The sequence below is a fragment of the Frigoribacterium sp. CF331 genome (assembly GCF_057787905.1).
Map to the genome: position 1 here is coordinate 253,324 of NZ_CM173545.1, position 24,554 is coordinate 277,877.

The window sequence follows — 24,554 nt, forward strand, 5'->3', positions numbered from 1 at the left end:
GGTCAGGCCTCTCGCACGGGGATGCGGTCGCCCGCGAGCAGGACGCTCGCGGAGCGTCGTTCGTCGGGTGTCGCGGGTCGGGGCTGGTCGCGTTCGGTGACGTGCGCGATCGACGGGTCGGGGGTGTCGGGGGCGTTGACGAACGACCGGAACCGCTTGAGCCGCTCGGGGTCGTCGAGGGTGAGCGCCCACTCGTCGACGTAGTCGCCGACGTGCTGCACCATCGCCGCCTCGAGCTCGGCCGCGATGCCCAAGGAGTCGTCGCAGACGACGGCCCGGACGTGGTCGAGGCCGCCGTCGAGCTCCTCCTGCCAGCGGGCGGTGCGCTGCAACCGGTCGGCCGTGCGCACGTAGTACATGAGGTAGCGGTCGATGTAGGCGATGAGCGTCTCGTCGTCGACGTCCTTCGCGAGCAGCTGGCCGTGCACGGGTTGGAACCCGCCGTTGCCGCCGACGTAGAGGTTCCAGCCGTTCTCGGTGGCGATGACGCCGACGTCCTTGGCCCGGGCCTCGGCGCACTCGCGGGCACAGCCCGAGACGCCCATCTTGAACTTGTGGGGCGAGCGCAGGCCCCGGTAGCGCTCCTCGAGGTAGATGGCCATGGCCACGCTGTCCTGCACGCCGAAGCGGCACCAGGTCGAGCCGACGCACGACTTCACGTTGCGCAGGCTCTTGCCGTAGGCCTGGCCCGACTCGAACCCGGCGTCGACGAGCAGTCGCCAGATGTCGGGCAGCTGTTCGAGCCGGGCCCCGAACATGTCGATCCGCAGGCCGCCCGTGATCTTCGTGTAGAGCCCGAACCGTTCGGCGACCTCGGCGATGACCTTGAGCTTTGCGGGGCTGATCTCGCCGGCCGGGATGCGGGGCACGACCGAGTAGGTGCCGTCCTTCTGCATGTTGGCGAGGGCCCGGTCGTTGGTGTCCTGCAGCGGTCCGGTGTCGCCGTCGAGGATGTACGCGTGCGTCTGCGTGGCGAGCACCGAGGCGACGACGGGCTTGCAGACGTCGCAGCCGAGCCCGCCGCGGCCGAATCGCTCGAAGACCGCCGCCGCCGAGCTGAGGCCGAGGACGCGGACGGCCTCGAAGAGCTCGGCCCGCCCCATGGCGAAGTGCTCGCAGAGCGCGGTCGACACCGCGACGCCCGCCTTCGTCAGCTCGGCGTCGAGGGTCTTCTTCACCAGCGGCACGCACGACCCGCATTGCGTGCCCGCCCGCGAGCAGGTCTTGAGCGTCGCGAGGTCGGTGCAGGCCTCGCCGTGGGCACCCGTGATCCAGCCCCGGACGTCGCCGACCGAGACGTCGTTGCAGGCACAGATCTGCGCATCGTCGGGCAGCTCGACATCGGCGGCGCCCTCGGCGCCGGACGCCGCCAGGAACGCCGCGGGCTCCGCGGGCAGTTCGCGGCCCAACAGGGGGCGCAGGGTCGTGTAGGGCGTCGCGTCGCCGACGAACATGCCGCCGAGCAGCGTCTTGGCGTCGGCGCTGACGACGAGCTTCTGGTACAGGCCGCGGGCCGGGTCGGCGTAGACCACCTCGAGGGCCCCCTCGGTGCGGGCGGTCGCGTCACCGAACGAGGCCACGTCGACGCCCGCGAGCTTGAGCTTGGTCGCGTCGTCGATGCCGCCGAACACCGCGGCACCCCCGGCGAGGCGGTCGGCGACGACCTCGGCCATGGCGTTCGCGGGGGCCACGAGACCGGTGCAGACGCCGTCGACGCTGGCGACCTCGCCGATCGCGTACACGTGCGGTTCCGAGGTCGAGCAGTCCGAGCCGACGACGACGCCGCCGCGCGGGGCGACCTCGATGCCCGCCGCACGGGCCAGCTCGTCCCGCGGTGTGATGCCGATCGAGAAGACGACCACGTCGGCCCCGACGGTGCGGCCGTCCTCGAGGACCACGCCCAGCACGGCCCCCGAGGGTGCGGTGAGCACCTCGGCGGGGCGGGTGCCGAGGTGCAGGCCGATCCCTCCGGCCGTCACGATCCGACCGAGCGCCCGCCCGGCGCCCTCGTCGAGCTGGGCCGACATGAGCCAGCGACCGCTGTGCACGACGCTGGCCGTCGCGCCCAACGCGGCCGCGCCTCCTGCCGCCTCGAGTCCGAGCAGCCCGCCGCCCACCACGACGACCCGTGCCGGTCGTCCGTGGCGCTCGGCGAACGTGGCGACCTCGTCGCGGAGGGCGTCCACGTCGTCGATGGTGCGGTACACGCGACCGGCCGCGGCCCCGGGGATCGGCGGCACGGTGGCGGACGACCCGGTGGCGAGCACGAGGGCGTCGTATCCGTGCGTGCGGCCGTCGCTCGTGGTGGCCGTGCGACGGTCCACGTCGACGGCCTCCACCCGGACGCCGCCCAGGTACGAGACGCCGCCCGCGCTCCACACCGACCCGGCGCCCAGCGTCAGGTCGACGGCCCCGGCGAGCCGGGTCGAGAGCGCAACGCGATCGTAAGGCAGGTGGACCTCCTCACCGACGACCGTGACCTCCGCGACCGGCCCGTCCGCGGTGGCACGCGCGGCGAGCGCCTCGGCAAGGCGGTGGGCGGCCGGGCCGCCGCCGACGACGAGCACCCGTGGGACCGGGCTCGCGGACGGAGTGCTGACGGGTGCGGTCGTGATGTCGTCCACGGGGTCCTCCTCGGGCGGGGGCTGGTCGGGTCGACCCGGTCGTGGGTCGGGCGGGTCGGCCCGAGCCCGACGCTACGACGCCGGCGTCACCGGCACGTTGCGCGCGTGTGACGCACTGTGTCGCGAGTCTCACCGTTCGCTCGGAGAACGGTGAGGTCTTCGTTACCTGGCCGTCACGCCGCCGGGCCGTCCCCGAAACACGCGACTCGTAGCGTCACCGATGCCCGGACACGATCTGCCGCACCCGCCGAGAGGGACCCCGTGACGACGACCGACGTGCTGACGACGACCACCCGCCGCTCGTGCACGACCCCCTGCACGCTCGTGAGCGCCTGTGCCTGCGCGGCCGCCGAGGCGGCCGTGACGGCGACCCCGGTCTGGACGGCCGTGTGCCGGCTCGACGACCTCGCCCCGATGTGGGCGGAGGCCGCGCTCGTCGGCAGCTCGCAGGTGGCCGTCGTCCGGTTGCCCGACGACTCCGTCCGCGCCTTCGGCCACCTCGACCCGCTGACCGGATCGGCCGTGATGGCCCGGGGCATCGTGGGCTCGCGCGCGGGACGACCGACCGTCGCCTCGCCCCTCCACAAGGACGTCTACGACCTCGAGACCGGTGCCTGCCTCACGAAGCCCGACCTGCGCCTCCGGATCTGGCGGTCGCGGGTGGTCGACGGCACGGTCGAGGTCTCGCCGGCCCGGGCCCTGGTGGGTGCGTCGCACGGCACCTCCGACCCGGTCGGGCGGCGCGCGGTGGCCGCCCTCCTGGCCGGGGTGCGTGAGGCCGCGCCCGAACTGACGGTCGTCGACTCCTTCGTCGACGTGCAGCAGCCCGACGTGCCCACGACCGTCGACGGCCTCGACGACGACCGCGGTGCCACCCTCGTGCCCCTGCTGCTCTCGGCCGGGTACCACGTGCACGTGGACCTCGCCGAGGCCGCGGCCGACGCCGCCCCACGACCCGTCGTCGTCACGGGCGCCCTCGGCCCGGACGACCGCCTCACCGCCGTGCTCCACCGTCGGTTGCTCGAGGCCGGCTGGCGCGAGGGCGACCTCGTCGTGCTGGCGGCTGCCGGGTCGAGCGACGCGCGCGCGGTCGCCGACTGCGTGACGACGGCACGAGCCCTGGAGGCGCGGCTCGGCAGCCCGGTCACCGCGGCCTTCATCTCCGCCGCCGAGCCGCGCGTCCCCGCGGCGGTCGCCTCCGTCCGTGCGTCCGCCCCGAGCGGCGCGCGGGTCGTGGTGGCGACCTACCTGCTCGCGCCCGGCTACTTCGCCGACCTCGCCCGCGCCTCCGGAGGCGACCTCACCAGTGCCCCGCTGCTGGTCGACGACGGGGAAGCTCCCCCACCCGAACTCGTCGAGATCGTGCTCGAGCGCTGGCGGGCCGGTGCCTGAGCGCAGCCCGGCGGGTGCCGGTCAGCCGAGCCCGCCGTCGCCCGCGTCCGCGATCTCTCACCGCCGTCCGGCCGACGAGAGCAGAACGTTACGGTCGCGCAACCCGGGCGAAACCGTTGCACGTACCTCCCGGTGATCGACTGACCTCAGCCCCCACATCCCGCCCCCGAACCGAAGGAACCCGATGCCGAACCTCTTCTCCCCGTTCACGCTCAAGGGTGTCACCCTGCGCAATCGCATCGGCATGTCGCCGATGACCATGTACCGGTCGACCGACGGCAGGATGGACGACTTCCACGTCATGTACCTGGGCGCGCGTGCCGCCGGCGGGTTCGGCCTGGTCTTCCCCGAGCAGATCGCGATCACCCCCGACGGTCGCACCACGACGCACTGCGCCGGCCTCTACGACGACGACCAGATCGAGGGCCACAAGCGCGTCACCGACATGATCAAGGCGATGGGTGGCGTGCCGGCCATCCAGCTCGGCCACACCGGTCGCAAGGGCAGCCTCGTCACGCCCTGGGAGGGCGGTCACATGCTGCCTCCCGAGCACGAGGCGGGATGGCAGACCCGTGCACCGTCCGCCATCGCGTACGGAGGCACCCTGCCCTACACCCCGCGTGAGCTGACCGTCGACGAGATCGCCCAGCTCATGAAGGACTACGCCGCGACGACCGAACGCGCCCTCGCCGCCGGCTACGAATGGGTCGAGATGCACTTCGCCCACGGCTACCTCGGCAGCGAGTTCTTCTCGCCGCTTGCGAACCAGCGGACCGACCAGTACGGCGGTTCGCTCGAGAACCGGGCGCGGTTCCATCTCGAGGCCCTCGACGCCGTGCGGGCCGTGCTGCCCGACCGCATCCCCCTGACGATGCGCCTCGGCATCGACGACCTCCACCCGGGCGGCATCGAGGTCGACGAGTCGATCACCGCCATCGGCTGGATGAAGGAGCACGGCCTCGACCTGGCCGACCTCAGCATCGGCTTCAACACCGACGACATGCGCGGCGACGTCCCCATCGGGAAGCTCGGCGGCATGCTCGGTCACGCGAAACGCGTCCGCGACGAGGTCGACATCCCGGTCGCGACCAGCTGGAACCTCGGCGTTCCCGAGCTCGCGAACCAGGTGATCGCCGACGAGGGCATCGACCTGATCTACCTCGGACGGTCGGCCCTGGCCAACCCGCACTGGCCGGTCTACGCCGCGCGCCAGCTGGGTTTCGACGACCCGTTCAGCCTCGTGCCCGAGGACTGGGCCTGGTGGCTGCGCAACCTGCGGGGCGCCCCCGAGGCGATCGGCTGGCCCCTGCCTCCGGAGTCGGCCGCGGCCGGGCTGGCCGGAGCGGCGGGCGTCTCGGCCTCGGCACCGATCGTGGACGAGCTCGCTGCCTCGGGCCCCGCCCCGACGTCGCCGCCCGTCGGCGAAGCCGTCCCCGACACCACCGGCGGCGGCTCGGCCGAACTCGTCGACGCGTAGGCACGCGGGTCTCCCCGACGGGCTGGTGGGTCGGCGCGGGCGGCGCGCCGACCCACCGTCCCGCCCACCCGCCGACCCGCCGACCCGCCGCCTCGCCGACCCGCCGACCCGCCGACCCGCCGACCCGCCACGAAGTAAACATCTCGCCATCGAATCCGGTGGCGGGATGTTTAGCTCGTGGCGCGATGGACGTGCTCTCGGCCTGGCGTCAGGCCGGCGGGTCCGTCGAGCCGGGCTTGGCCGGCCGCGGGAAGGCTGCGCGCATGTGGTCGCTGGTGAGGAGGTCGCCGATGCCGATCATCAACAGCGAGAAGACGATCTGTTCGACGACCATCCATCCGGGGTAGAGCCCTGGGATGGTGGCGACGATCAGTGTGACGATCGGGAAGATGCGGCTGAACAATCGCAGGCGCGAGTAGGCCCAGTAGTAGCCGAGTTGGGCGCGCCACGCGAAGACGTACAGCGAGGCGGTGATGAACAGGACGACGGTGGACCGGAACCACACCGCCCACGGCACGTGCTCACCGCGGCTGGTGAGGACGGCGGCGATGAAGATCGCGGTGAGCCCCACCACGGTCTCGCCGAACAGCAGCCAGCGGATGCCGACGAAGCTCCGCACCGTGCGTGGGTGCTGCCGCATGTCTTCGTGGATGACGTAGCCAGAGTGCCGCCCGCCGGCCAGCCGGTCGAGCTGCAGCCGCTGCCACACCCGGTCGGCCGCCGCCGACAGCCCCGCCCCCGAGGAGGCGCGGTGCCACAGCCCAGCCCCCGTCACCTTCGCACCCCGTCCGCTCGCTCCACGAACACCAATGGTGCCCTACTCCGCCCTCTTCCCCTCACCCCACCTCGGATCTCGCCACAAGGCGGCTGGGCTGGCTCTTGTCATGAGCAAGGTCACCTGCCCTGGGCAGCTGCCCCGAGTCACAGACGAGTCATGGCAAGGATGACCCAGGGACACACGTGCGGCGGTCACAAATGACCTACAGGTCAGTACGAGAGTCCACCGTCAGGTAGCACCTCGAGTTCGAAGCACGACGAGAACGACGTGATCTCGACCGTCGAATCTGTCTGATCGGCCGATACGTAATAGCTGGCACCATGGTCACCCCGCAACACGAAATCATGCGAATCCCCACGTCCCTTTCTCTTCTCGTACACGAGACCCTGATCTTCAGCTTCCCCTGCATATGACTTCGCGAGAGTGCCCACGATGTCTCTCGCAGAAGCATCGGTGGCTAAGGAGACCGAGCTACCCCCGCTCCACTGGTATGCGCCTCGGCTGCAGCCGAGGAGCGTCCCGGGATCTATTCGCTGGGTCCTGACGACCGCATCGACGTCGACGCGAGCTGCGACGTCGTCTTCGATGAGCTGAGCCTGTGACTTGGCCTCTGCCACGGTCATGGAGCTCACGGTCGGATCGCGTTGCGCGGAGTTCACAGCAGTCTTTTCTGCGCCGGGGCCACAGGACGAGAGGGTGAGGACGCACGCTACGGAGACAGCGCCGGCGAGGACTGAACGCGTAAGCCTCATCGGAGAAGGTCCTGTTTGAGATCCTCACGGACGTCGTTGTTGGCGTCAGTGGCCCTGGCGACCAGATTGTGGTTGTCGAAAAGGGTTCCGAAGTCGGGCATGATCAACCGCCCGGCCGAATCACGCACGAGGACGTCTTCGACGCCTCCGTAGTAGTCGTTGTGGACGAACGAGTCATCCTTTCGTGGGTTCTTTCCGTTCCAGACCACGTGGAGGTCCTGCGCTTGCTGCAGGATGTCGCGGTAGGAGTAGTCCCGGTAGACGGTTGAGGCGTCCGGGCGCCACTCGTTGAGCATGCCTGCCCCTGACAAAGAGACGACGCTGTCGTAGTGCGTTGCGCAGAGCTCGGACGACGTGATGTTCGTCAAGCCCCAGCTGTGCCCGATGGCTGTCGTCCGGGCGGGAGTCTCGCCTGCAAAGACCGCATCGGCTCTCAAGCCCGCCTGAAACGAGGCCAGCTGTCTGCCGGCGTCCCGGGCACGACGTGGGTCGTTCGCCTCCCCGATCCGAGTCAGGTCCGCCTCTCCGTTGAGCGGATCCTCACCAGGGAAAGGCCCGTCCTTGTACACAAAGGCGACGACGCCCGAACCCCCCTGGCGTTGGAGCCACTGGGGCATCTCTTGAATGCTGTGGCGATAGAAACCGTGCAGGCTCGAGTAGGTCCCGGGCACGTAGGTGATGACGTGATCGACGGTGGCTGCGTCCCAGGTGCCCAACATCTCGATGATGCGTGACCGCGGGGCGTCATACAGGTACAGCTGCACCGTTGGCGGCTGCGCCACCGCGCCCTTCAGGTAGGCGCGTTCGCGCGCCAACGCCGCGAGCAGCTCGGCATCGCCCGTCAGCCCCCGTCGCCGGAGGGGCCCCACCATCCGGTCGATCTCGGCGATGCGTCGGGCCGCGTTGATCGCGTTCGCCGCGATCCGCACCGACGGCGGCAGGCCGTCCAAGGCACCGATGATGGCCGGCGCCCCGCGGACCAGTGCCAGCTGCAGCGCCGTCAGCCCGTCGGTGTTCCGTGCCCCCTGCTCGCCCAACGCGTCCCACCACGCCCTGACTCGCCCGGGGTCGGCCAGGAACGCCTCGTCGACCAACTCGGGGTGCTGTTCGAGCAACATCGTCAGCTCGGTCGCGGACAGACCTGCCAGCAGGTCGAGCAGCGCACCGGCCGGGCCCGTCGCGAGGGCCGCCGCCGTGACCTGCGGCAACGCGCCCATCGCCTCGGGGCTCTGCAATGCGGCGATGCACCGGCGATCGGCCGCGGCACGCTCTTCGACCAGATCGGCCCAGAGGCTCGCGACGGTCTCGAGTTCCTGCCGCTCGTCGTCGATCCGCCGCTGCAACGTCGTCCGTTCGCCCGACCGGTACTCCGACTCGACGACGAGGCCGAAGAGGTCGCCACGTGCGGCATCCGCCGCCTCGTGCACGATGGCCTTCAGGGTCGCCCCCGTCGACAGGATGGTCTTCTCCGCCATCGCACGCCGCGCCTCCAGGGTCTGCTTCGTCCCCTGGATCAGAGCCACCTGCGCTGCATAGGCCTCGAGAGCCGCCGCGTGGTGTTCGAGACCTCGCGCGACGGCGGCCGCCTCGGTCGCGACGTCGGTCACCGCTGCCACGAACTGTTCGCCCGAACGCCCGTGCCAGCACTCCGCACCCCAACTCGCCGCCTCGGTCAACCGGTACGACGCCACCTCGAGATCGTCGACCTCGTCACGCCGAGACGCGGCCAGACGCCGGATGCCGTCGACCGAACCGAGGCCCGGGTCGTCGTCGAGGCTCACTCCGACCCCACCCCGGCCAGGTCACCGAGCGGCAGACCGGCGGCCAGCCGGGCCTCGACCTCGGCGAACTCGAGCATGAAGGTCGTCGGGAAGTCGCCCACCGCCCGGATCGCCTCGACGGTCAACTCGGCTCGTCGGACGAGCTGCCCGGTCGCCTCGTCGAGCACGGCCGCCACGGTCGGCGAACCGACGTCGGCCGCCGACCCCGCCGCGAGTGCGGCCGACACCTCGGCGTCGACCGCCGCCGTCGACACCCGCCACGCCACGGACGTCAACGTCCGTTCGTCCACTGCCAGATCTGCCATGCACCCTCGCCCTCCGTCATGCGACATCCACATATCGCGATCGATGAGAGCCACCCTAGCAATGCAGAACGCCCGGTGTGGAAACGATCCACAACCGGGCGTCCGATCCACAGGCGGGCCTGCGGGACGTGTCGGTCCCCCGACGAGAAAGGCCTAGGGACGCTTGCGCTTCTCGCGGACGCGCATGTTCACGGTGATGGGCGTGCCCTCGAAGCCGAAGATCTCGCGCAGGCGCCGCGTGATGAACCGGCGGTACTGCGGGTCGAGGAACCCGGTCGTGAACAGGACGAACGTCGGTGGGCGGTTCGCGGCCTGCGTGCCGAAGAGGATGCGTGGCTGCTTGCCCGACCGCAGCGGGTGCGGGTGCTCCGCGACGAGCTCGGCGAGCAGGGCGTTGAACTTGCCGGTCGGGATGCGGGTGTCCCACGACTCGAGCGCCAGCTCGAGGGCGGGCACGAGCTTCTCGAGGTGACGACCGGTGCGGGCCGAGATGTTGACGCGCGGCGCCCACGACACGTGGTCGAGGTCTTGTTCGATCTCGCGCTCGAGGTAGCGGCGACGGTCGTCGTCGAGCAGGTCCCACTTGTTGAACGCGAGCACGAGCGCACGGCCCGACTCGAGCACCAGGTCGATGATGCGGAGGTCTTGCGTCGAGATCTGCTCGGTCACGTCGATGACGACGACCGCGACCTCGGCCTTCTCGAGCGCGGCCGAGGTGCGGAGCGACGCGTAGAAGTCGGCGCCCTGCTGCAGGTGGACGCGCTTGCGGATGCCGGCGGTGTCGACGAACGTCCACACCCGACCGGCGATCTCGACCTGCTCGTCGACGGGGTCGCGGGTCGTGCCGGCCAGCTCGTTGACGACGACGCGCTCTTCACCGGCGGCCTTGTTGAGCAGCGAGCTCTTGCCGACGTTGGGGCGGCCGAGGATCGCGACGCGTCGCGGGCCACCGATCTCTTGCTTGGCCACGGTCGACACCGCGGGCAGCTTGGTCATGCAGAGGTCGAGCAGGTCGGCCACGTTGCGACCGTGCAGGGCCGACGCCGGGAACGGTTCACCGAGCCCCAGCGACCACAGCGACGCGGCCTCGAGGTCTTTGCGGGCGTCGTCGCTCTTGTTCGCGACGAGGATCACGGGCTTGTGCGAGGCACGCAGCATGCGCACGACGGCCTCGTCGGTGGCGGTCGCCCCGACGTTCACGTCGACGACGAAGAGCACGGCGTCGGCCAGGTCGACGGCGATCTCGGCCTGCATCGCGACCGAACGGTCGATGCCGATCGCGTCGGGCTCCCACCCGCCGGTGTCGACGAGGGTGAAGCGACGTCCGCCCCACTCGGCCTTGTACGAGACGCGGTCGCGCGTCACGCCGGGCTTGTCCTCGACGACGGCCTCGCGCCTCCCGAGGATGCGGTTGACCATGGCGCTCTTGCCGACGTTCGGTCGACCGACGATGGCCAGCACCGGCAGGGCCGGGGCGTAGGTCAGCGCGTTCGGGTCCCACTCGCCGCCCTCGAGGACGTCGATGTCGCCCTCGTCGAGGTCGTAGTCCGACAGGCCGGCGCGCAGGGCCCTGGCGCGCTGGTCGGCGTCCTCGTCGGGCATCGTCTGGATGCGGTCGACCATCTGCTCGTCGAGCTCGGGGTACTTGTCGTCGTCTGCCATGGGGGCTTCCTCTAAGAAATGGGGGTGCTCGCTCGGACGAGCTCGACCACGGCCTGGACGGTCTGGTCGAAGTCGAGTGAGGTGGAGTCGACGGTGGAGACGCCGGGTGCGGCGGTCATGAAGTCGACGACCTTGCTGTCGAGCCGGTCACGGGTCGAGAGCTGCCGAGCTGTCTCTTCGGCACTCTGCCCGGTCACCTCGGCCGAACGCCTGGCCATCCTAGCCGCTTCGCTGGCGGTCAACAGGATTCTGACCTGGGCATCCGGTGCGACCACGGTCGTGATGTCACGCCCTTCGGTGACGATGCCGGGCCTGTCGGTCGAGGCGATGATGCGCCGGAACAGGTCGACCATGAACCGTCGCACCTCGGGCACCTTGGCCACGTGGCTGACGGCGGTCGTCACGCGGGGCGTCCTGATCTCGTCCGTCACGTCTCGACCGTCGACGGTCACCGAGGAGGCGCGGGCCGGGTCGATCTCGATCGCGTACCGGAACGAGGGCAGCGCCGCGATGATCGCCTCCGCGTCGTCGAGGTCGACGTCGCCGTCGAGGGCGTGCAGGGCGAAGGCGCGGTAGGCCGCCCCGGTGTCCTGGTAGTCGAAGCCGAGGGCCACGGCGGAGGCGCGGCTGACGCTGGACTTGCCGCTTCCGGCCGGTCCGTCGACGGCCACCACCACGTGGCGGTGCACGGCCTCGGCGGTCTCTGCGCGCAGCTCTTCCACGTGGGCCTCGCCCGCCGGGCCTCCGACGCCGTGCTCCCCCGGCGAACGCTCGGGGTCGACGTCGTCGGGCTCCACCGGGCTCGTCACGCCCTGGTCGGCGCTCACGCGAACGCCCCCGCGACGGTCCAGCCCCGGGCTTCGAGCTCGTCCACGAGTCGGTCTTCTTGTTCGGGCACGATCGATACCTCCGCGAGTCCTACCTGCGCGCCCGGCGAATGCTCGAGCCGCAGGTCTTCCAGGTTGACGCCGATCTCACCGATCTCGGTGAGCAGGCGGGCCAGCTGCCCGGGGGTGTCGTCGACCATGACGATCACCGAGCTGAACTGGGTCTGTCGCCCGTGCTTGCCGGGCAGGCGGGCGACGCCACCGTTGCCGGCGCCGATGCTCTCGGCCACCGCTCGGCGGCTGCCGGGGGCGTCGGGCGCCTCGAGGGCGACGACGACGCGGTCGAGGTCGGCGCGCAAGTCGCGCAGCACGGCGGCCACGCGCGAAGCGTTCGCGCCGAGGATCTGCGTCCAGAGCGCCGGGTCGCTGCTCGCGATGCGCGTGACGTCGCGCACGCCCTGGCCCGCCAGGCCGAGGGACGCGTCGGGTGCGTCACGCAAGCGGGAAGCCATCAACGAGGCGACGACCTGCGGAGCGTGGCTCACGAGGGCGACACCCGCGTCGTGCTCTTCGGGGGTCATCTCGATCGGGGTCGCCCCGAGGTCGAGGGCCAGGTCTTCGACGGCGGCCGCCCGTCGGTAGCTGATGTCGTCGTGCCCCGCGATCACCCACGGGCGTCCGACGAAGAGGTCGGCGCGCGCCGAGACGGCTCCTCCACGTTCACGGCCGGCCATCGGGTGCGAGCCGATGTAGCGCGACACGTCCGCGCCGAGGGCCCGCAGTCCGGCGAGCGGAGCGACCTTGACCGACGCGACGTCGGTGACGAGCGCCTCGGGCCAGGCCTCGAGCTCGCGCGCGACGATCTCGCTGGTCACGTCGGGAGGCACGGCCACGACGACGAGCACGGGCGCGTCGCCCTCGGCCGGAGGTCGACCGGCGCCGTAGTCGACGGCGAGACTGCGGGCCGCCGGCGAGACGTCGTCGAGGATGACGTCCACGCCGTGCTGCCGCAGCCTCAGGCCGATGCTGGCCCCGAGCAGCCCCGATCCGACGATGCGCACCGGACCCACCAGCCGACGGCTGCCGGCCGTCAGGGCGTCTGCCGTCGGCCCACCGGCGCCCGGCACGTCAGTGCCCGGCGCGTCGACCGACGGGGCGACGTCCGCCGAGGAGGCGCGGTGCCCGTCGGTCACGACCGCCCGCCCCCTCGAGGACCACGTCCCCCGGAATCGGGACGGCCACGGTAGGGACGGTCGCCGCCGCGGTCGTCACGGCCGGCGCGGTCGTCCCGCGGGCCACGGGCGGGCCCGCCTCGCGAACCACCCCGGTCGTCGCGCTGCTCGCGGCCCTGGTGGCCACCGCCGCGTGAGCCACCGCGGTCGTCGCGACCCTGGTAGCCACCACTCGAGTCGCCACGGCCGCCGCGCTCGTCGCGCTGATCGCGACCCTGGTACCCGCCACGCGACGCACCACGGTCGTCCCGACCCTGGTACCCGCCCCGCGACGCACCGCGATCGTCCCGACCACCGCGGTCGTCCCGACCACCGCGGTCGTCCCGACCCTGGTACCCGCCACGCGACGCACCACGGTCGTCCCGACCCTGGTACCCGCCACGCGACGCACCGCGATCGTCCCGACCACCGCGTTCGTCTTCGCCGCGCTCGGCGCTGCGGTCGACCCAGCCGCGGTTCGTCGCCTTGCCGCCGGCGCGGATGCCCGAAGGGCGCCCGGTGCGAGGGTCGCGGTTGGCGTCACGGTTCGGGTAACCCGCCGCGCGCTCTTCTCCGGGGCTCAGCGGACGGTCGCCGCCGCCCCGAGGCGCACGGTCGTCGCGCGACACGAAGCCACCGCGCGAGCCACGGTCGTCGCGGGACACGAAGCCACCGCGATCGTCGCGACCACGACCGTCGTCGTTGCGACCCTGGTAGCCGCCCCGCGAGCCGTCACGGTCGTCGCGACCCCGGTACCCGCCACGGTCGTCGCGGCCCTGGTACCCACCACGGGCCGGGCGCTCGTCGCGCCCCCGACCGTCGTCGTTCCGCCCCTGGTAGCCACCCCGCGACGCACCGCGTCCGTCGTCGTTCCGCCCCTGGTAGCCGCCACGGTCGTCACGCCCTTGGTAGCCGCCACGGTCGTCGCGCCCCTGGTAGCCGCCACGGGCCGGACGCTCGTCGCCGCCGTGGTAGCCGGTGCGGGCGGGTCGCCCCTCGCGTCCACGGCCGTCGTCGTTGGCGCCCTGGTACCCGCGGACGGGACGTTCGTCGCCGCCGCGCCCGTCGTGCCGGTTGCCCTGGTAGCCGCCTCGGGTCGGGCGCTCGTCGCGCTGACCGCGCCGCGCCTCCTGCTCTCGGCGCACCTGGGCACGGCGCGACGTCGACTCGGCTTGGTCGCGGGCAGCCGCGCGGCGTCGCTCGGCGCGAGCGTCGGTCGCGGGGTCGTACTCTTCGTCGTCCTCGTCGTAGTAGTCCTTCTCGACCTCGTCGTCGGCGAGGGCCAGCTCGACCACGTCGGCCTCGTCGACGGGAGCGTCGGGGCTCTCGGTGATCGGGGCGGCGTCGACCGTCGCCGCCGACGTGGCGTCGCGCGAGATCGTGAGGATGGCCCCGAGCTCGACCTTGGTCAGCGAGCGCATGTGGCCGACCTTCAGCGTGCCCAGGTGCAGCGGGCCGAACGACCGGCGGACCAGGTCGACGACCGGGTGGCCGACGGCCTCGAGCATGCGGCGGACGATGCGGTTGCGTCCCGAGTGGAGGGTGATCTCGATCAGCGACGAGTCGGTCGAGCGCGAGAGGCCTGCACCGCCGGCCACGAGCGTCGCCTTGTCCGCCGCGATGGGCCCGTCGTCGAGCTCGACGCCCGACGTCAGCTCGTTGAGCACGGCGGGAGTCACGACGCCCTTCACCTTGGCGATGTACGTCTTGGTGACGCCGAACGACGGGTGCGCGAGCACGTGCGCGAGTTCGCCGTCGTTCGTCAGCACGAGCAGGCCGCTCGTCTCGACGTCGAGTCGGCCGACGTTGAAGAGGCGCTCTTCGTACTGCTCGGTGAACTGACGGAGGTCGGGTCGACCGTTCTCGTCGCTGAGGGTGCTCACGATGCCGACCGGCTTGTTGAGCATGACGTAGCGGCGCGTGGCGTCGAGCTGGACCGCGCTGCCGTCGACGACGATCTTGTCGGTCGTCGGGTCGATGCGGCGGCCGGGCTCGGTGACGACCTTGCCGTTCACGGTGACGCGTCCGGCGGCGATCATGTCTTCGCTGACCCGGCGCGAGGCGACGCCCGCGGCGGCCATGACCTTCTGCAGGCGCTCGCCCGAGGCCAGCTCGGAGTCGTCGGCCGACGACGAGGAGGGACTACGCGACATCGTCGAAACCCCCCTGGCCGTCCGAGAGGAGGGGCGAGATGAGCGGCAGCTCATCGAGCGAGTTGATGCCGAGATGGGTCAAGAGGAGGCCTGTCGTTTCGTAGTTGATGGCGCCTGTCTCGGGGTCGGTGGACGACTCCGTGATCAGGCCGCGACCCAGCAGCGTACGGACGACCGAGTCGACGTTGACCGCCCGGATCTGGGCGATGCTGCTGCGGGTGATGGGTTGCTTGTAGGCGATGACCGCCAGCGTCTCGAGAGCCGCTTGTGACAGTTTCGTCGGGTTCTGCGTCAGCACGAAATCGCGCACGACCGGATCGTGCTCGTCTCGGACGTAGAACCGCCAGCCGCCGCCGACCTCGCGCAGCTCGAAACCACGCCGCACCGTGCCGTCGACGCCGTCGAAGTCGGCCACGAGCCCGACGACCGCCTGACGCACGGCGGCCACCGGAGCGCCGACCGCCGTGGCCAGCTCGACGAGCGACTGAGGCTCGTCGGCCACCATGAGCAGGGCCTCGAGCTGGCGGGCGATCGCGGTGGTGGGGCCCGCATCGGTCTCGGCGCCGCGCGGCTCGTCGGTCGCGACGGACGAGGAGGCGCGGGTCGCGTCACCCCTCATAGTCGGCCCCCAGCGCCGCCAGGTTCTCTTCGGTCCAGGTCTCGGCGACCCATCGCACGCTGAGCTCGCCGAGGGGCTCGACCTGCTCGAACGAGATGGACGCGTGCCGGTACAACTCGAGCAGGGCGAGGAAGCGGGCGACGACGACGCCCTTCTCGTCGACCCCGGCGACGAGCTCGCGGAAGGTCACGACAACGCCGTGGCGGAGCAGCGACACGACGATCGCCGCCTGCTCGCGGATGCTCACCAGTGGGGCGTGGAGGTGGTCGAGGCCGACGGTGGGGATCTCGCGGGGGGTGAGGGCCAGGGTGGCGAGGGCGGCGAAGTCGTCGGGAGAGAGGGTCCAGACGAGCTCGGGCGTCGACACGCGGTACTTCTGCTCGAGGCGCACCGACCGGGCGTGCCGTGCGGCCTCGGCGGCACCGTGGCGGGCGAACCACTCGGCCGCCTGCTTGAAGGCCCGGTACTGCAGCAAGCGGGCGAAGAGCAGGTCGCGGGCCTCGAGCAGGGCGACGTCCTCGGCGTCGACGAGCTCGCCCTGCGGCAGCAAACCCGCGACCTTGAGGTCGAGCAGGGTGGCCGCGACGACGATGAACTCGCTGGCCTGGTCGAGGTTCTCGTCGGTGTCGATGCGGCGGAGGAACGACAGGAACTCGTCGGTCACGGCACTGAGCGCGACCTCGGTGACGTCCATCTCGCGTTTCGAGATCAGCGAGAGCAGCAGGTCGAAGGGCCCGCTGAAGTTGTCGAGCCGCACCTCGAACCCGGGCGAGACCTCGGGGCCCGTGAGGACCGTCTCGTCGACGCCGACCTCGGCGGTCGCCGGCTCAGGCCGCGGCGCCACGCGCGATCAGCTCTCGGGCCAACTGACGGTAGGCCTGCGCCGCCGGGTGCTCGGGGGCGAACTTGGTGATCGGGGTGCCGGCGACCGACGCGTCGGGGAACTTGACCGTGCGCCCGATGACCGTCTCGAGCACCTGGTCGTCGAAGGCCTCGACCACGCGCTCGAGCACCTCACGGCTGTGCAGCGTGCGCGAGTCGAACATCGTCGGCAGGATGCCGTCGAGCGTGATCGCCGGGTTGAGACGGTCGCGCACCTTCTCGATGGTCTCGACGAGCAGGGCTACGCCACGCAGGGCGAAGAACTCGCACTCGAGCGGGATCAGCACGCCGTGCGCGGCGGTGAGGGCGTTGACGGTCAGCAGCCCGAGCGAGGGCTGGCAGTCGATCAGGACGACGTCGTACTCGTCACTGACCTGACGCAGGATGCGCGCGAGGATCTGCTCGCGGGCGACCTCGTTGACGAGGTGCACCTCGGCAGCCGAGAGGTCGATGTTGGCCGGCATGACGTCGAGGTTGTCGACCCGCGTCGGCACGATGACGTCGTGGGCGTCCTTGACGGCACCGATCATGAGGTCGTAGACGGTGGCCTGGTCGTGCGACTGCACCCCGAGCCCCGCGGTGAGCGCGCCCTGCGGGTCGAAGTCGATGGCCAGCACGCGACGTCCGTACTCGGCGAACGAGGCGCCGAGGTTGATGGTCGTCGTGGTCTTGCCGACGCCGCCCTTCTGGTTGCAGAGGGTGATGATGCGAGCCGGGCCGTGGCTCGCCAGGGGCTCGGGGGTGGGGAACTCGGTGCGCGGGCGCCCGGTGGGGCCGTTCGCGGGGACGGTCGCCGGAGCGCTCTCGAAGAGGGCGGGGGTGCTCGAGGTCGGCTTGGTGCTCACGGGTACGAGAGTACCGGCGACCCCCGACGCCCCCGGGGTGCCGCGCCCGGCCCGTCACCAGGAAGCCTCATGCCTTGCTTGAGGGTTTTGCCTGGTCAGCGCCGTGGTGGGCGCCCTGGTCGACGCCCCTGTCGGCGCCCGGTCGGCACGAGGTCGGCGCCGCACCGGCCGGGGCCGGCCCGGCTCCGCCCCGGGGTCACGAGCCCCATCGTGCCCGGGGGTGGGCCGTCGAGTACACGTCCCTCAGGGCGTCCGCCGTCACCAGCGTGTAGATCTGCGTCGTCGCGACGGACGAGTGCCCGAGCAGCTCTTGCACGACGCGGACGTCGGCCCCGCCCTCGAGCAGGTGCGTCGCGAACGAGTGCCGGAGCGTGTGCGGCGACACCTCGACGTCGAGCCGGGCCCGCTCGGCCGCCGCCTGGATGATCAGCCAGGCGTTCTGCCGCGACACCCGGGCCCCGCGGGTGCCGAGGAACAGGGCGGGCGACGCCTCACCGCGTGGCGAGAAGACCGGCCGGGCCCGCACCAGGTACGCGTCCAGCGCCCGGCGCGCGTAGCTGCCGAGCGGGACGACCCGTTGCTTGTTCCCCTTGCCGAAGAGGCGCACGACGTCGCCCTCGATCACGTCGTCCACGTTGAGCGACACGGCCTCGCTCACCCGCGCACCCGTCGCGTAGAGCAGTTCGAGCAGGGCCTTGTCGCGCAACCGCGTCGGCTCGTCCCCGTCGGTCGCGGCGAGCAGGGCCTCGACCTGGCCCACCGAGATCGCCTTGGGCAGGCGACTCGGCAGCTTGGGCGGCCGGGTGGTGCCGGCGACGTCCGCCGCGACCAGCCCCTCCTCGAGGGCGAAACGGTGGAAGCCCCGCACCGACGACAGCACCCTGGCCACCGAGGAGGCGCCCAGCGGCTTCTCGGCGCGGGTCGCCAGCGCCGCCGGGAACGCGGCGACGTCGGCGGGCTCGACCTCGTCGAGGGTGCGCCGTCCGGCCTCGGCCAGGTGCGCCCGCCAGAGGACCAGGTCGCGCCGGTAGGCCGCCGTCGTGTTCGGGCTGAGGCCCCGCTCGACCGAGACGTGCCTCAGGTAGCGGTCCAGCGCCTCCTCGATCGTCACGACCTCAGGCTACGGCGACGCGGGCCGCCCCGAGCGGCCGACCCGCTCGTCAGCGGGAGGCGACCGCGGCGAGCGCCGCGATGCTGAGGATCGAGTTGTGCAGGCGACCGGCCAGCACGCCCTCGACGATCTCGTCGAGCGAGACCCAGCGCTTCTCGATGTCGGCTTCCTCGTCGCTGCGCTCGAAGGCGTCGGCGGTGGCGCTGACGCCGGTGGCCCGGTAGACCGTGACCATCTCGTCGTTGCCGCCGGGGGTGGTGTGGAACGACACGAGTTCGTCCCAGCTCGTCGCCTGCAGATCGGCCTCCTCGGCCAGCTCGCGCTTCGCGGCGTCGAGCTTGCCCTCGCCCTCGGCGTCGAGCAGGCCCGCGGGCAGCTCCCAGTCGCGGCTGCGGATCGGGTGGCGGTACTGCTTGATGACGAGCACGCGCTCGTCGTCGTCGACGGCGAGCACGGCGACGGCCCCGGTGTGGGCGACGTACTCGCGCACCATGGGCGAGCCGTTGTAGTCGACGGTGTCGCGCCTGACGTCCCAGACGGCACCCTCGAACACCACCTCACTCGACGTGACCGTCGGCGACGCGGGCTCGTCGGCGAGGGGCGCCGGGCCCCCGGCCGTCGGGCCCGTGCCGACCGCGTCGGTCACGCGACGACCTCGGCGGCGTCGGCCTCGTCGGCGAACAGCTTGCTCGCGTCGTGACGCTCGAGCGACGCGGCGACGAGCCCGGCGAACAGCGGGTGCGCGTCGTTCGGACGCGACCGCAGCTCGGGGTGGGCCTGCGTGCCGATGTAGAAGGGGTGGACGGCACGGTCGAGCTCGACGTACTCGACGAGCGTGCCGTCGGGCGACGTGCCAGAGAACCGCAGGCCCGCGTCGGCGATCTGCTGGCGGTACTGGTTCGAGACCTCGTAACGGTGACGGTGGCGCTCGGAGACCAGTTCGGACCCGTACAGGTCGGCGGCGAGCGAACCCGGGGTGAGCGCGGCCGGGTAGAGGCCGAGGCGCATGGTCCCGCCCAGGTCGCCGTCGGCGATGATGTCGACCTGCTCGGCCATGGTCGCCACGACGGCGTACTCGGTGTCGGGGTCGAACTCGGACGAGGAGGCGCCGGTCAGGCCCGCCTCGTTGCGCGCGTACTCGATGACCATGCACTGCAGCCCCAGGCAGAGCCCGAGCGCCGGCAGGCCGTTCTCGCGGGCGTACCGCAGCGCACCGAGCTTGCCCTCGATGCCGCGGATGCCGAAGCCACCGGGGACGCAGATGCCGTCCACCCCGCGCAGCGCCTTGGCCGCGCCCTCGGGCGTCTCGCAGTCGTCGGACGGTATCCAGGTCAGCGACACCTTGGTCTGGTGCGCGAAGCCCCCGGCCTTCAGGGCCTCGGTCACCGACAGGTACGCGTCGGGCAGGTCGATGTACTTGCCGACCAGGCCGATGGTGACCTCGTGCTTGGGCTCGTGGACCGCCGTCAGCACCGGCTGCCAGCCCGACCAGTCGACCTCGCCGGCCTTCTCGCCGAGGCCGAGGTGGTCGATGATGTAGGCGTCGAGCCCCTGGTCGTTGAGCATCGCGGGGATGTCGTAGATGCTCGCGACGTCCTTCGCATTCACCACGGCGTCTTCGTCGACGTCGCACATCAGGGCGATCTTCTTCTTGTTGCTCTCGCTGACCGGTCGGTCGCTGCGCAGCACGAGCGCGTCGGGCTGGATGCCGATCGAGCGCAGGGCGGCGACGCTGTGCTGCGTCGGCTTGGTCTTCTGCTCGCCGGACGCGCCCATGTAGGGCACCAGCGAGACGTGGACGAAGAACACGTTCTTGCGACCGAGTTCGTGACGCACCTGACGAGCCGCCTCGATGAACGGCTGGCTCTCGATGTCGCCGACCGTGCCGCCGACCTCGGTGATGATCACGTCGGGCTTCGGGTCGTCGTCGGCCTGCTGGCGCATGCGGCGCTTGATCTCGTCCGTGATGTGCGGGATGACCTGCACGGTGTCGCCGAGGTACTCGCCGCGTCGCTCCTTCGCGATCACGGTCGAGTAGATCTGACCGGTCGTGACGTTCGCCGACTGACCGAGGTCGATGTCGAGGAAGCGCTCGTAGTGACCGATGTCGAGATCGGTCTCGGCACCGTCGTCGGTGACGAAGACCTCGCCGTGCTGGAACGGGTTCATGGTGCCCGGATCGACGTTCAGGTACGGATCGAGCTTCTGCATGACGACCCGCAGCCCGCGGGCCGTGAGCAGATTGCCCAGGCTGGCGGCCGTCAGGCCTTTTCCGAGGGAGGAGACGACGCCTCCGGTGACGAAGATGTGCTTCGTCGTGCTGGCATCTGGACCCGAGTTCTCAACGTTCACCACGGGATTCCATCCTATGTCACACCGGGCCGATCCGACAGACCACCCCTGTTACGAACGTGTGTCGGCCGTGGCCGGGCGCCGGGCCGACGAGGCGAGCTCGAGCAGCTCGCGGGCGTGCTCGAGTCCGCTCGAGCTGTCGGGCAGCCCCGAGAGCAGGCGCGCCATCTCGGCGACGCGCTCGTCGCCCTCGAGCTGGTGGACGCTGCTGGCCGTGACCTCGCCCGAGGCGTCCTTGACGACGCGCAGGTGGTTCGTGGCGAACGCGGCGACCTGGGCCAGGTGCGTCACGACGATGACCTGCGCCCGCTCGGCCAGTGCCGCGAGACGGCGACCGATCTCGATCGCGGCCGAGCCGCCGACGCCGGCGTCGACCTCGTCGAACACGAAGGTCGGCACGTCGCTCGAGCCCGCCATGACGACCTCGAGCGCGAGCATCACGCGCGAGAGCTCGCCGCCCGAGGCCCCCTTGCCGAGCGGCCTGGGCTCACTGCCCGGGTGCGGGCGCAGCAGCAGCGACACGACGTCGCCGCCGCTCGTGCCCAGCTCGTCGCGGGGCGTGACCTCGACGACGATCTCGGCCCCCGTCATCGCCAGGGCGCTCAACTCGGCGCTGACGCGCGTCGACAGGTCGGCCCCGGAGGCGCGACGCAACTCGCCGAGGACGCCCGCGCGCCGCTCGGCCTCGGCCCGCAGCTCGGCCACGTCGTCGTCGAGGTGCGCGAGCCGGTCGTCGTCGCCGTCGAGTTCGACCAGGCGGCGGCTGCCGTCGTCGAGCAGCCGGATGACGTCGTCGAGGGTGGGGCCGTGCTTGCGGACGAGCCCGGCCAGGTCGGCCCGCCGCGTCTGCACCGACTCGAGCTCGACGGCGACGTCGGCGTCGAGGGTGCCGAGGTAGCTCGACAGTCGGGACGCGGACTCGGCGACCTGCACGCTGACCTCGGCCAGCAGGTCGGCGATCGGCTCGAGCGCGGGGTCGTGCGGTGCCACCCGTTCGATCTGACGCCGGGCCTCCTCGACGAGGGACACCACGTCCCGCGTCCCGTCGACGGCGTCGGTCGAGAGGACCTCGTGGGCGAGGCCGGCCGCCAGCCGCAGGTTTTCGGCGTTGCTCAGTCGCTCGGCCGTCGCGTCGAGCTCGTCGAGCTCGCCCGCGACCGGCGCCAGGCCCTCGATCTCGTCGATCGCCGCCCGGAGCGTCTCGGCCTCGGCACGGCGGGCGTCACGGTCACGGGTGATCTCGTCGAGCTCGGCACGGGCGGCGAGCCACGCGTCGTAGGCGCTGCGGTAGTGCCCGGCCGCCTCGGCGAGGGCGGCACCGCCGTGCGCGTCGACGGCGGCGCGCTGCGCGGCCGCGGACTTGAGCCGGATCTGCTCGGACTGGCCGTGCACGACCACGAGGTGGTCGGCCAGGTCGCCGAGCACGCCGATGGGTGCCGAGCGACCGCCCACGACGGCTCGACTACGCCCCTCGGCCGACACGACGCGGCTCAGGAAGAGCTCACCGTCGTCGACGTCGCCGCCCGCGTCGTGCACCCGGTCGACGACGACCCCCTCGGCCGGGACGACCCACCGACCGTCGACGACGGCCTGGGGGCTGCCCGACCGGACGACGCCGCTTTCGGCGCGCTGCCCGAGCAGGAGGCCCAGGGCCGAGACGACCATGGTCTTGCCCGCACCGGTCTCGCCCGTCACCGCGGTGAAGCCGGGCCCGAGCGGCAACGTCGCCCGGCCGATGACGCCCAGGTCTCGGATCGAGATCTCTTCGATCATCGCGCGCCCTCGGTGGTCGGGTCGGCCTCGACGCGCGCCGGGCCACGCCACCCGGTGACGGGCAGTTGGAACTTCGCCACGAGGCGGTCGGTGAACGGGCCGGTCCGGAGTCGGGCCAGTCGGACGGGCTGGTCGGAGCGACTGCACTCGACCCGGGCCCCCGGGGGGAGGTCGTGTTCACGGCGGCCGTCGCACCAGAGGATGCCGCGCGCGTCGGTCCGGCTGAGCACCTCGACGGCCAGCACCGAGTCGGGCCCGACCACGAGAGGGCGGGCGAAGAGGGCGTGGGCGCTGAGCGGCACGAGCAGCAGGGCCTGCACCGCGGGCCAGACGACGGGGCCACCGGCCGAGAACGAGTACGCCGTCGAGCCGGTCGGCGTCGACATGACGACGCCGTCGCATCCGAACGACGACAGGGGCCGGCCGTCGACCTCGATGACGACCTCGAGCATGCGCTCGCGCGAGGCCTTCTCGACCGTGGCCTCGTTCATCGCCCAGGTCTCGTAGACGACCTCGTCGCCGTTGGTCACCTTGACGTCGAGCGCGAAGCGCTCTTCGACCTCGTAGTCCGCCGCGAGGACGCGGGCCACGGTGTCGGCCATCTCGTCGCGTTCGCTCTCGGCCAGGAACCCCACGTGCCCGAGGTTGACGCCGACGATCGGCGCCCGGGTGCCTCGGATCAGCTCGGCCGCCCGCAGGATGGTGCCGTCGCCACCGAGCACGATGACGCACTCGAGGTCGTCGCAGGCGACGCCGTCGAAGAGGATCTCGACGTCGTCGATCGCGGCGGTCGGTTCGGCCCGACGGATGTCGTCCCATTCGTCACGGGGCAGCACCGGCACGACGCCCGCGTCGCCCAGCAGCCCGCAGACCGCGAGGGCGGCGTCGATGGAGTCCGGGCGCCCCGTGTGCGAGACCACCAGGATGTGTCGTGTCGTCGAGATGTCGTTCACCCTCTCGTCAAGCTGTCGGCGGTGCTGAGCCATTCTGTCGGATTCGACCCGGCCGAGGCCGAGAAGTGCACACAGTACTCGCGGTTGCCCGACCCCCCGGCGATGGGGGACGAGATGAGACCGGCGGTGCCGAGGCCCAGGTCGTGGGCGGCCCACAAGACGCCGGTGACGGCCTCGTTCCGCAGCACCGGGTCGAGCACGAGCCCCTCGCGCACGCCCTGTCGCCCCACCTCGAACTGCGGCTTCACCAGCAGCACGAAGTCGTTGTCCACACCCAGGCTCGCCACGAGCGCTGGCAGCACCATGGTCAACGAGATGAACGAGACGTCGGCGACGACGAGCGACACCGAGGAGGCGCGGGGCGTCAACTGCGCGAACCGCTCGGCCGTCAGGTACCGCGCGTTCTCGCCTTCGACGATCGTGACGCGCGGGTCGAAGCGGACGGGGTTGGCCAGTTGGCCGTGGCCGACGTCGAGGGCGATCACGTGGTCGGCCCCGCGCTCGAGGAGCACCTGGGTGAAGCCGCCGGTGGAGGCACCGACGTCGAGGGCCGTCCGCCCGGTCGGGTCGACGCCGAACGCGTCGAGGGCACCCAGCAGCTTGTGGGCCGCCCGACTCACGTAGTGGTCGAGGCCGGCGACGGCGACGTCGTCCGACTCGGCGACCCGGGCCGACGCCTTGACGACGCCGACGCCGTTGACCGTCACGAGGCCGTCCGCCAACAGTCGTGCGGCGTGCGTTCGCGACCGGGCGAGGCCTCGTCGTGCCAGGGCCGAGTCGAGCCGCTCGCCGGAAGCCTCAGAGGACGTCATCGACCGCCCTGACCGGTGTCGGTCGTCGTGCCCTCGAGCACGGCCCGGAGCTCGTCGTGGACCACCGCGAACCCGGCGGCACGGGAGGCCAGCGGTCGGGACTCGATGTCAGCCGCCCGCGCGGACCAACCGGCCCGCGCCTCCTCGGCCTCGTCGACGCCGGCATCGGGAACGACGCCCCGCCGGAGGGTGCCGGGGGGCGTGCCGTCGACGGCGGTCTCGTCGGGGTGGTCGTCGCTCATGGT

20 protein-coding genes and 1 pseudogene are annotated in these 24,554 nt (G+C 71.7%); 2 read left to right on the top strand and 19 right to left on the bottom strand.

The annotated features are described in order from the left end of the window. Nucleotides 1–2 precede the first annotated feature (2 nt). Nucleotides 3–2,624, bottom strand: a complete 2,622-nt coding sequence (nirB, locus tag AC3CCI_RS01170) for a nitrite reductase large subunit NirB (RefSeq protein WP_488627856.1) — start codon at nt 2,622–2,624, stop codon at nt 3–5. A 261-nt stretch (nt 2,625–2,885) separates the two neighbouring features. On the opposite strand from nirB, the gene nirD reads away from it, so the two are divergent. Then, a complete protein-coding gene (nirD, locus tag AC3CCI_RS01175; RefSeq protein WP_488627857.1) occupies nt 2,886–4,016 on the top strand; it encodes a nitrite reductase small subunit NirD in 1,131 nt (376 codons plus the stop codon). Between the two features lie 184 nt (nt 4,017–4,200). Continuing rightward, nucleotides 4,201–5,493, top strand: a complete 1,293-nt coding sequence (locus tag AC3CCI_RS01180; RefSeq protein ID WP_488627858.1) for an NADH:flavin oxidoreductase/NADH oxidase — start codon at nt 4,201–4,203, stop codon at nt 5,491–5,493. A gap of 208 nt (nt 5,494–5,701) precedes the next feature. On the opposite strand, the gene AC3CCI_RS01185 is transcribed toward AC3CCI_RS01180, so the two are convergent. The 18 genes and pseudogenes from AC3CCI_RS01185 to AC3CCI_RS01270 all read right to left on the bottom strand — a co-directional run bounded on the left by AC3CCI_RS01185 (nt 5,702) and on the right by AC3CCI_RS01270 (nt 24,551). Continuing rightward, complete coding sequence (locus AC3CCI_RS01185) at nt 5,702–6,268, bottom strand: hypothetical protein (RefSeq protein WP_488627859.1); 567 nt, start codon at nt 6,266–6,268, stop codon at nt 5,702–5,704. Between the two features lie 212 nt (nt 6,269–6,480). After that, entirely contained in the window at nt 6,481–6,894 is a 414-nt protein-coding gene (locus AC3CCI_RS01190) for a hypothetical protein (protein ID WP_488627860.1), read from the bottom strand. Nucleotides 6,895–7,019: 125 nt separating this feature from the next. Beyond that, nucleotides 7,020–8,804 (bottom strand): hypothetical protein, encoded by a 1,785-nt coding sequence (locus tag AC3CCI_RS01195; RefSeq protein ID WP_488627861.1) that lies wholly within the window; start codon nt 8,802–8,804, stop codon nt 7,020–7,022. Next, nucleotides 8,801–9,109, bottom strand: coding sequence for a hypothetical protein (locus AC3CCI_RS01200; RefSeq protein WP_488627862.1), 309 nt, complete (start codon nt 9,107–9,109; stop codon nt 8,801–8,803). The genes AC3CCI_RS01195 and AC3CCI_RS01200 overlap by 4 nt, the downstream gene beginning before the upstream one ends. Before the next feature lie 153 nt (nt 9,110–9,262). Continuing rightward, the gene (gene der / locus AC3CCI_RS01205) at nt 9,263–10,711 is read right to left on the bottom strand and encodes a ribosome biogenesis GTPase Der (protein WP_369814040.1); all 1,449 of its coding nucleotides are present in this window, start codon (nt 10,709–10,711) and stop codon (nt 9,263–9,265) included. Between the two features lie 71 nt (nt 10,712–10,782). After that, nucleotides 10,783–11,460 (bottom strand): (d)CMP kinase, encoded by a 678-nt coding sequence (cmk, locus tag AC3CCI_RS01210; RefSeq protein WP_354594720.1) that lies wholly within the window; start codon nt 11,458–11,460, stop codon nt 10,783–10,785. Between the two features lie 134 nt (nt 11,461–11,594). Continuing rightward, entirely contained in the window at nt 11,595–12,692 is a 1,098-nt protein-coding gene (locus AC3CCI_RS01215; protein ID WP_488628710.1) for a prephenate dehydrogenase, read from the bottom strand. Between the two features lie 1,469 nt (nt 12,693–14,161). Continuing rightward, a pseudogene (locus AC3CCI_RS01220) lies at nt 14,162–14,962 on the bottom strand (pseudouridine synthase); the annotation flags it as partial. Next, nucleotides 14,952–15,581: an SMC-Scp complex subunit ScpB gene (gene scpB, locus AC3CCI_RS01225; RefSeq protein ID WP_488627863.1), complete on the bottom strand. Its 630-nt coding sequence runs from the start codon at nt 15,579–15,581 to the stop codon at nt 14,952–14,954. The gene scpB and the pseudogene AC3CCI_RS01220, both read right to left, overlap by 11 nt. Beyond that, entirely contained in the window at nt 15,571–16,425 is an 855-nt protein-coding gene (locus AC3CCI_RS01230) for a segregation and condensation protein A (protein ID WP_488627864.1), read from the bottom strand. The genes scpB and AC3CCI_RS01230 overlap by 11 nt, the downstream gene beginning before the upstream one ends. Continuing rightward, nucleotides 16,409–17,308 carry a ParA family protein gene (locus AC3CCI_RS01235; protein ID WP_354594580.1) on the bottom strand — a complete coding sequence of 300 codons (900 nt, stop codon included), beginning with the start codon at nt 17,306–17,308 and terminating at the stop codon, nt 16,409–16,411. The genes AC3CCI_RS01230 and AC3CCI_RS01235 overlap by 17 nt, the downstream gene beginning before the upstream one ends. Nucleotides 17,309–17,504: 196 nt before the next feature. Continuing rightward, nucleotides 17,505–18,419, bottom strand: coding sequence for a site-specific tyrosine recombinase XerD (gene xerD / locus AC3CCI_RS01240; protein WP_354594579.1), 915 nt, complete (start codon nt 18,417–18,419; stop codon nt 17,505–17,507). 49 nt (nt 18,420–18,468) lie between these two features. Continuing rightward, entirely contained in the window at nt 18,469–19,065 is a 597-nt protein-coding gene (locus AC3CCI_RS01245) for an NUDIX domain-containing protein (RefSeq protein WP_488627865.1), read from the bottom strand. Continuing rightward, nucleotides 19,062–20,771, bottom strand: a complete 1,710-nt coding sequence (gene pyrG, locus AC3CCI_RS01250) for a CTP synthase (RefSeq protein WP_354594717.1) — start codon at nt 20,769–20,771, stop codon at nt 19,062–19,064. The genes AC3CCI_RS01245 and pyrG overlap by 4 nt, the downstream gene beginning before the upstream one ends. 51 nt (nt 20,772–20,822) lie before the next feature. Further along, a complete protein-coding gene (gene recN, locus AC3CCI_RS01255) occupies nt 20,823–22,544 on the bottom strand; it encodes a DNA repair protein RecN (RefSeq protein WP_488627866.1) in 1,722 nt (573 codons plus the stop codon). After that, a complete protein-coding gene (locus AC3CCI_RS01260; protein WP_488627867.1) occupies nt 22,541–23,530 on the bottom strand; it encodes an NAD kinase in 990 nt (329 codons plus the stop codon). Before AC3CCI_RS01260 ends, recN begins: the two co-directional genes overlap by 4 nt. Beyond that, nucleotides 23,494–24,309, bottom strand: a complete 816-nt coding sequence (locus AC3CCI_RS01265) for a TlyA family RNA methyltransferase (RefSeq protein ID WP_488627868.1) — start codon at nt 24,307–24,309, stop codon at nt 23,494–23,496. Before AC3CCI_RS01265 ends, AC3CCI_RS01260 begins: the two co-directional genes overlap by 37 nt. After that, entirely contained in the window at nt 24,306–24,551 is a 246-nt protein-coding gene (locus tag AC3CCI_RS01270; RefSeq protein WP_354594575.1) for a hypothetical protein, read from the bottom strand. The genes AC3CCI_RS01265 and AC3CCI_RS01270 overlap by 4 nt, the downstream gene beginning before the upstream one ends. Between the last annotated feature and the right edge of the window lie 3 nt (nt 24,552–24,554).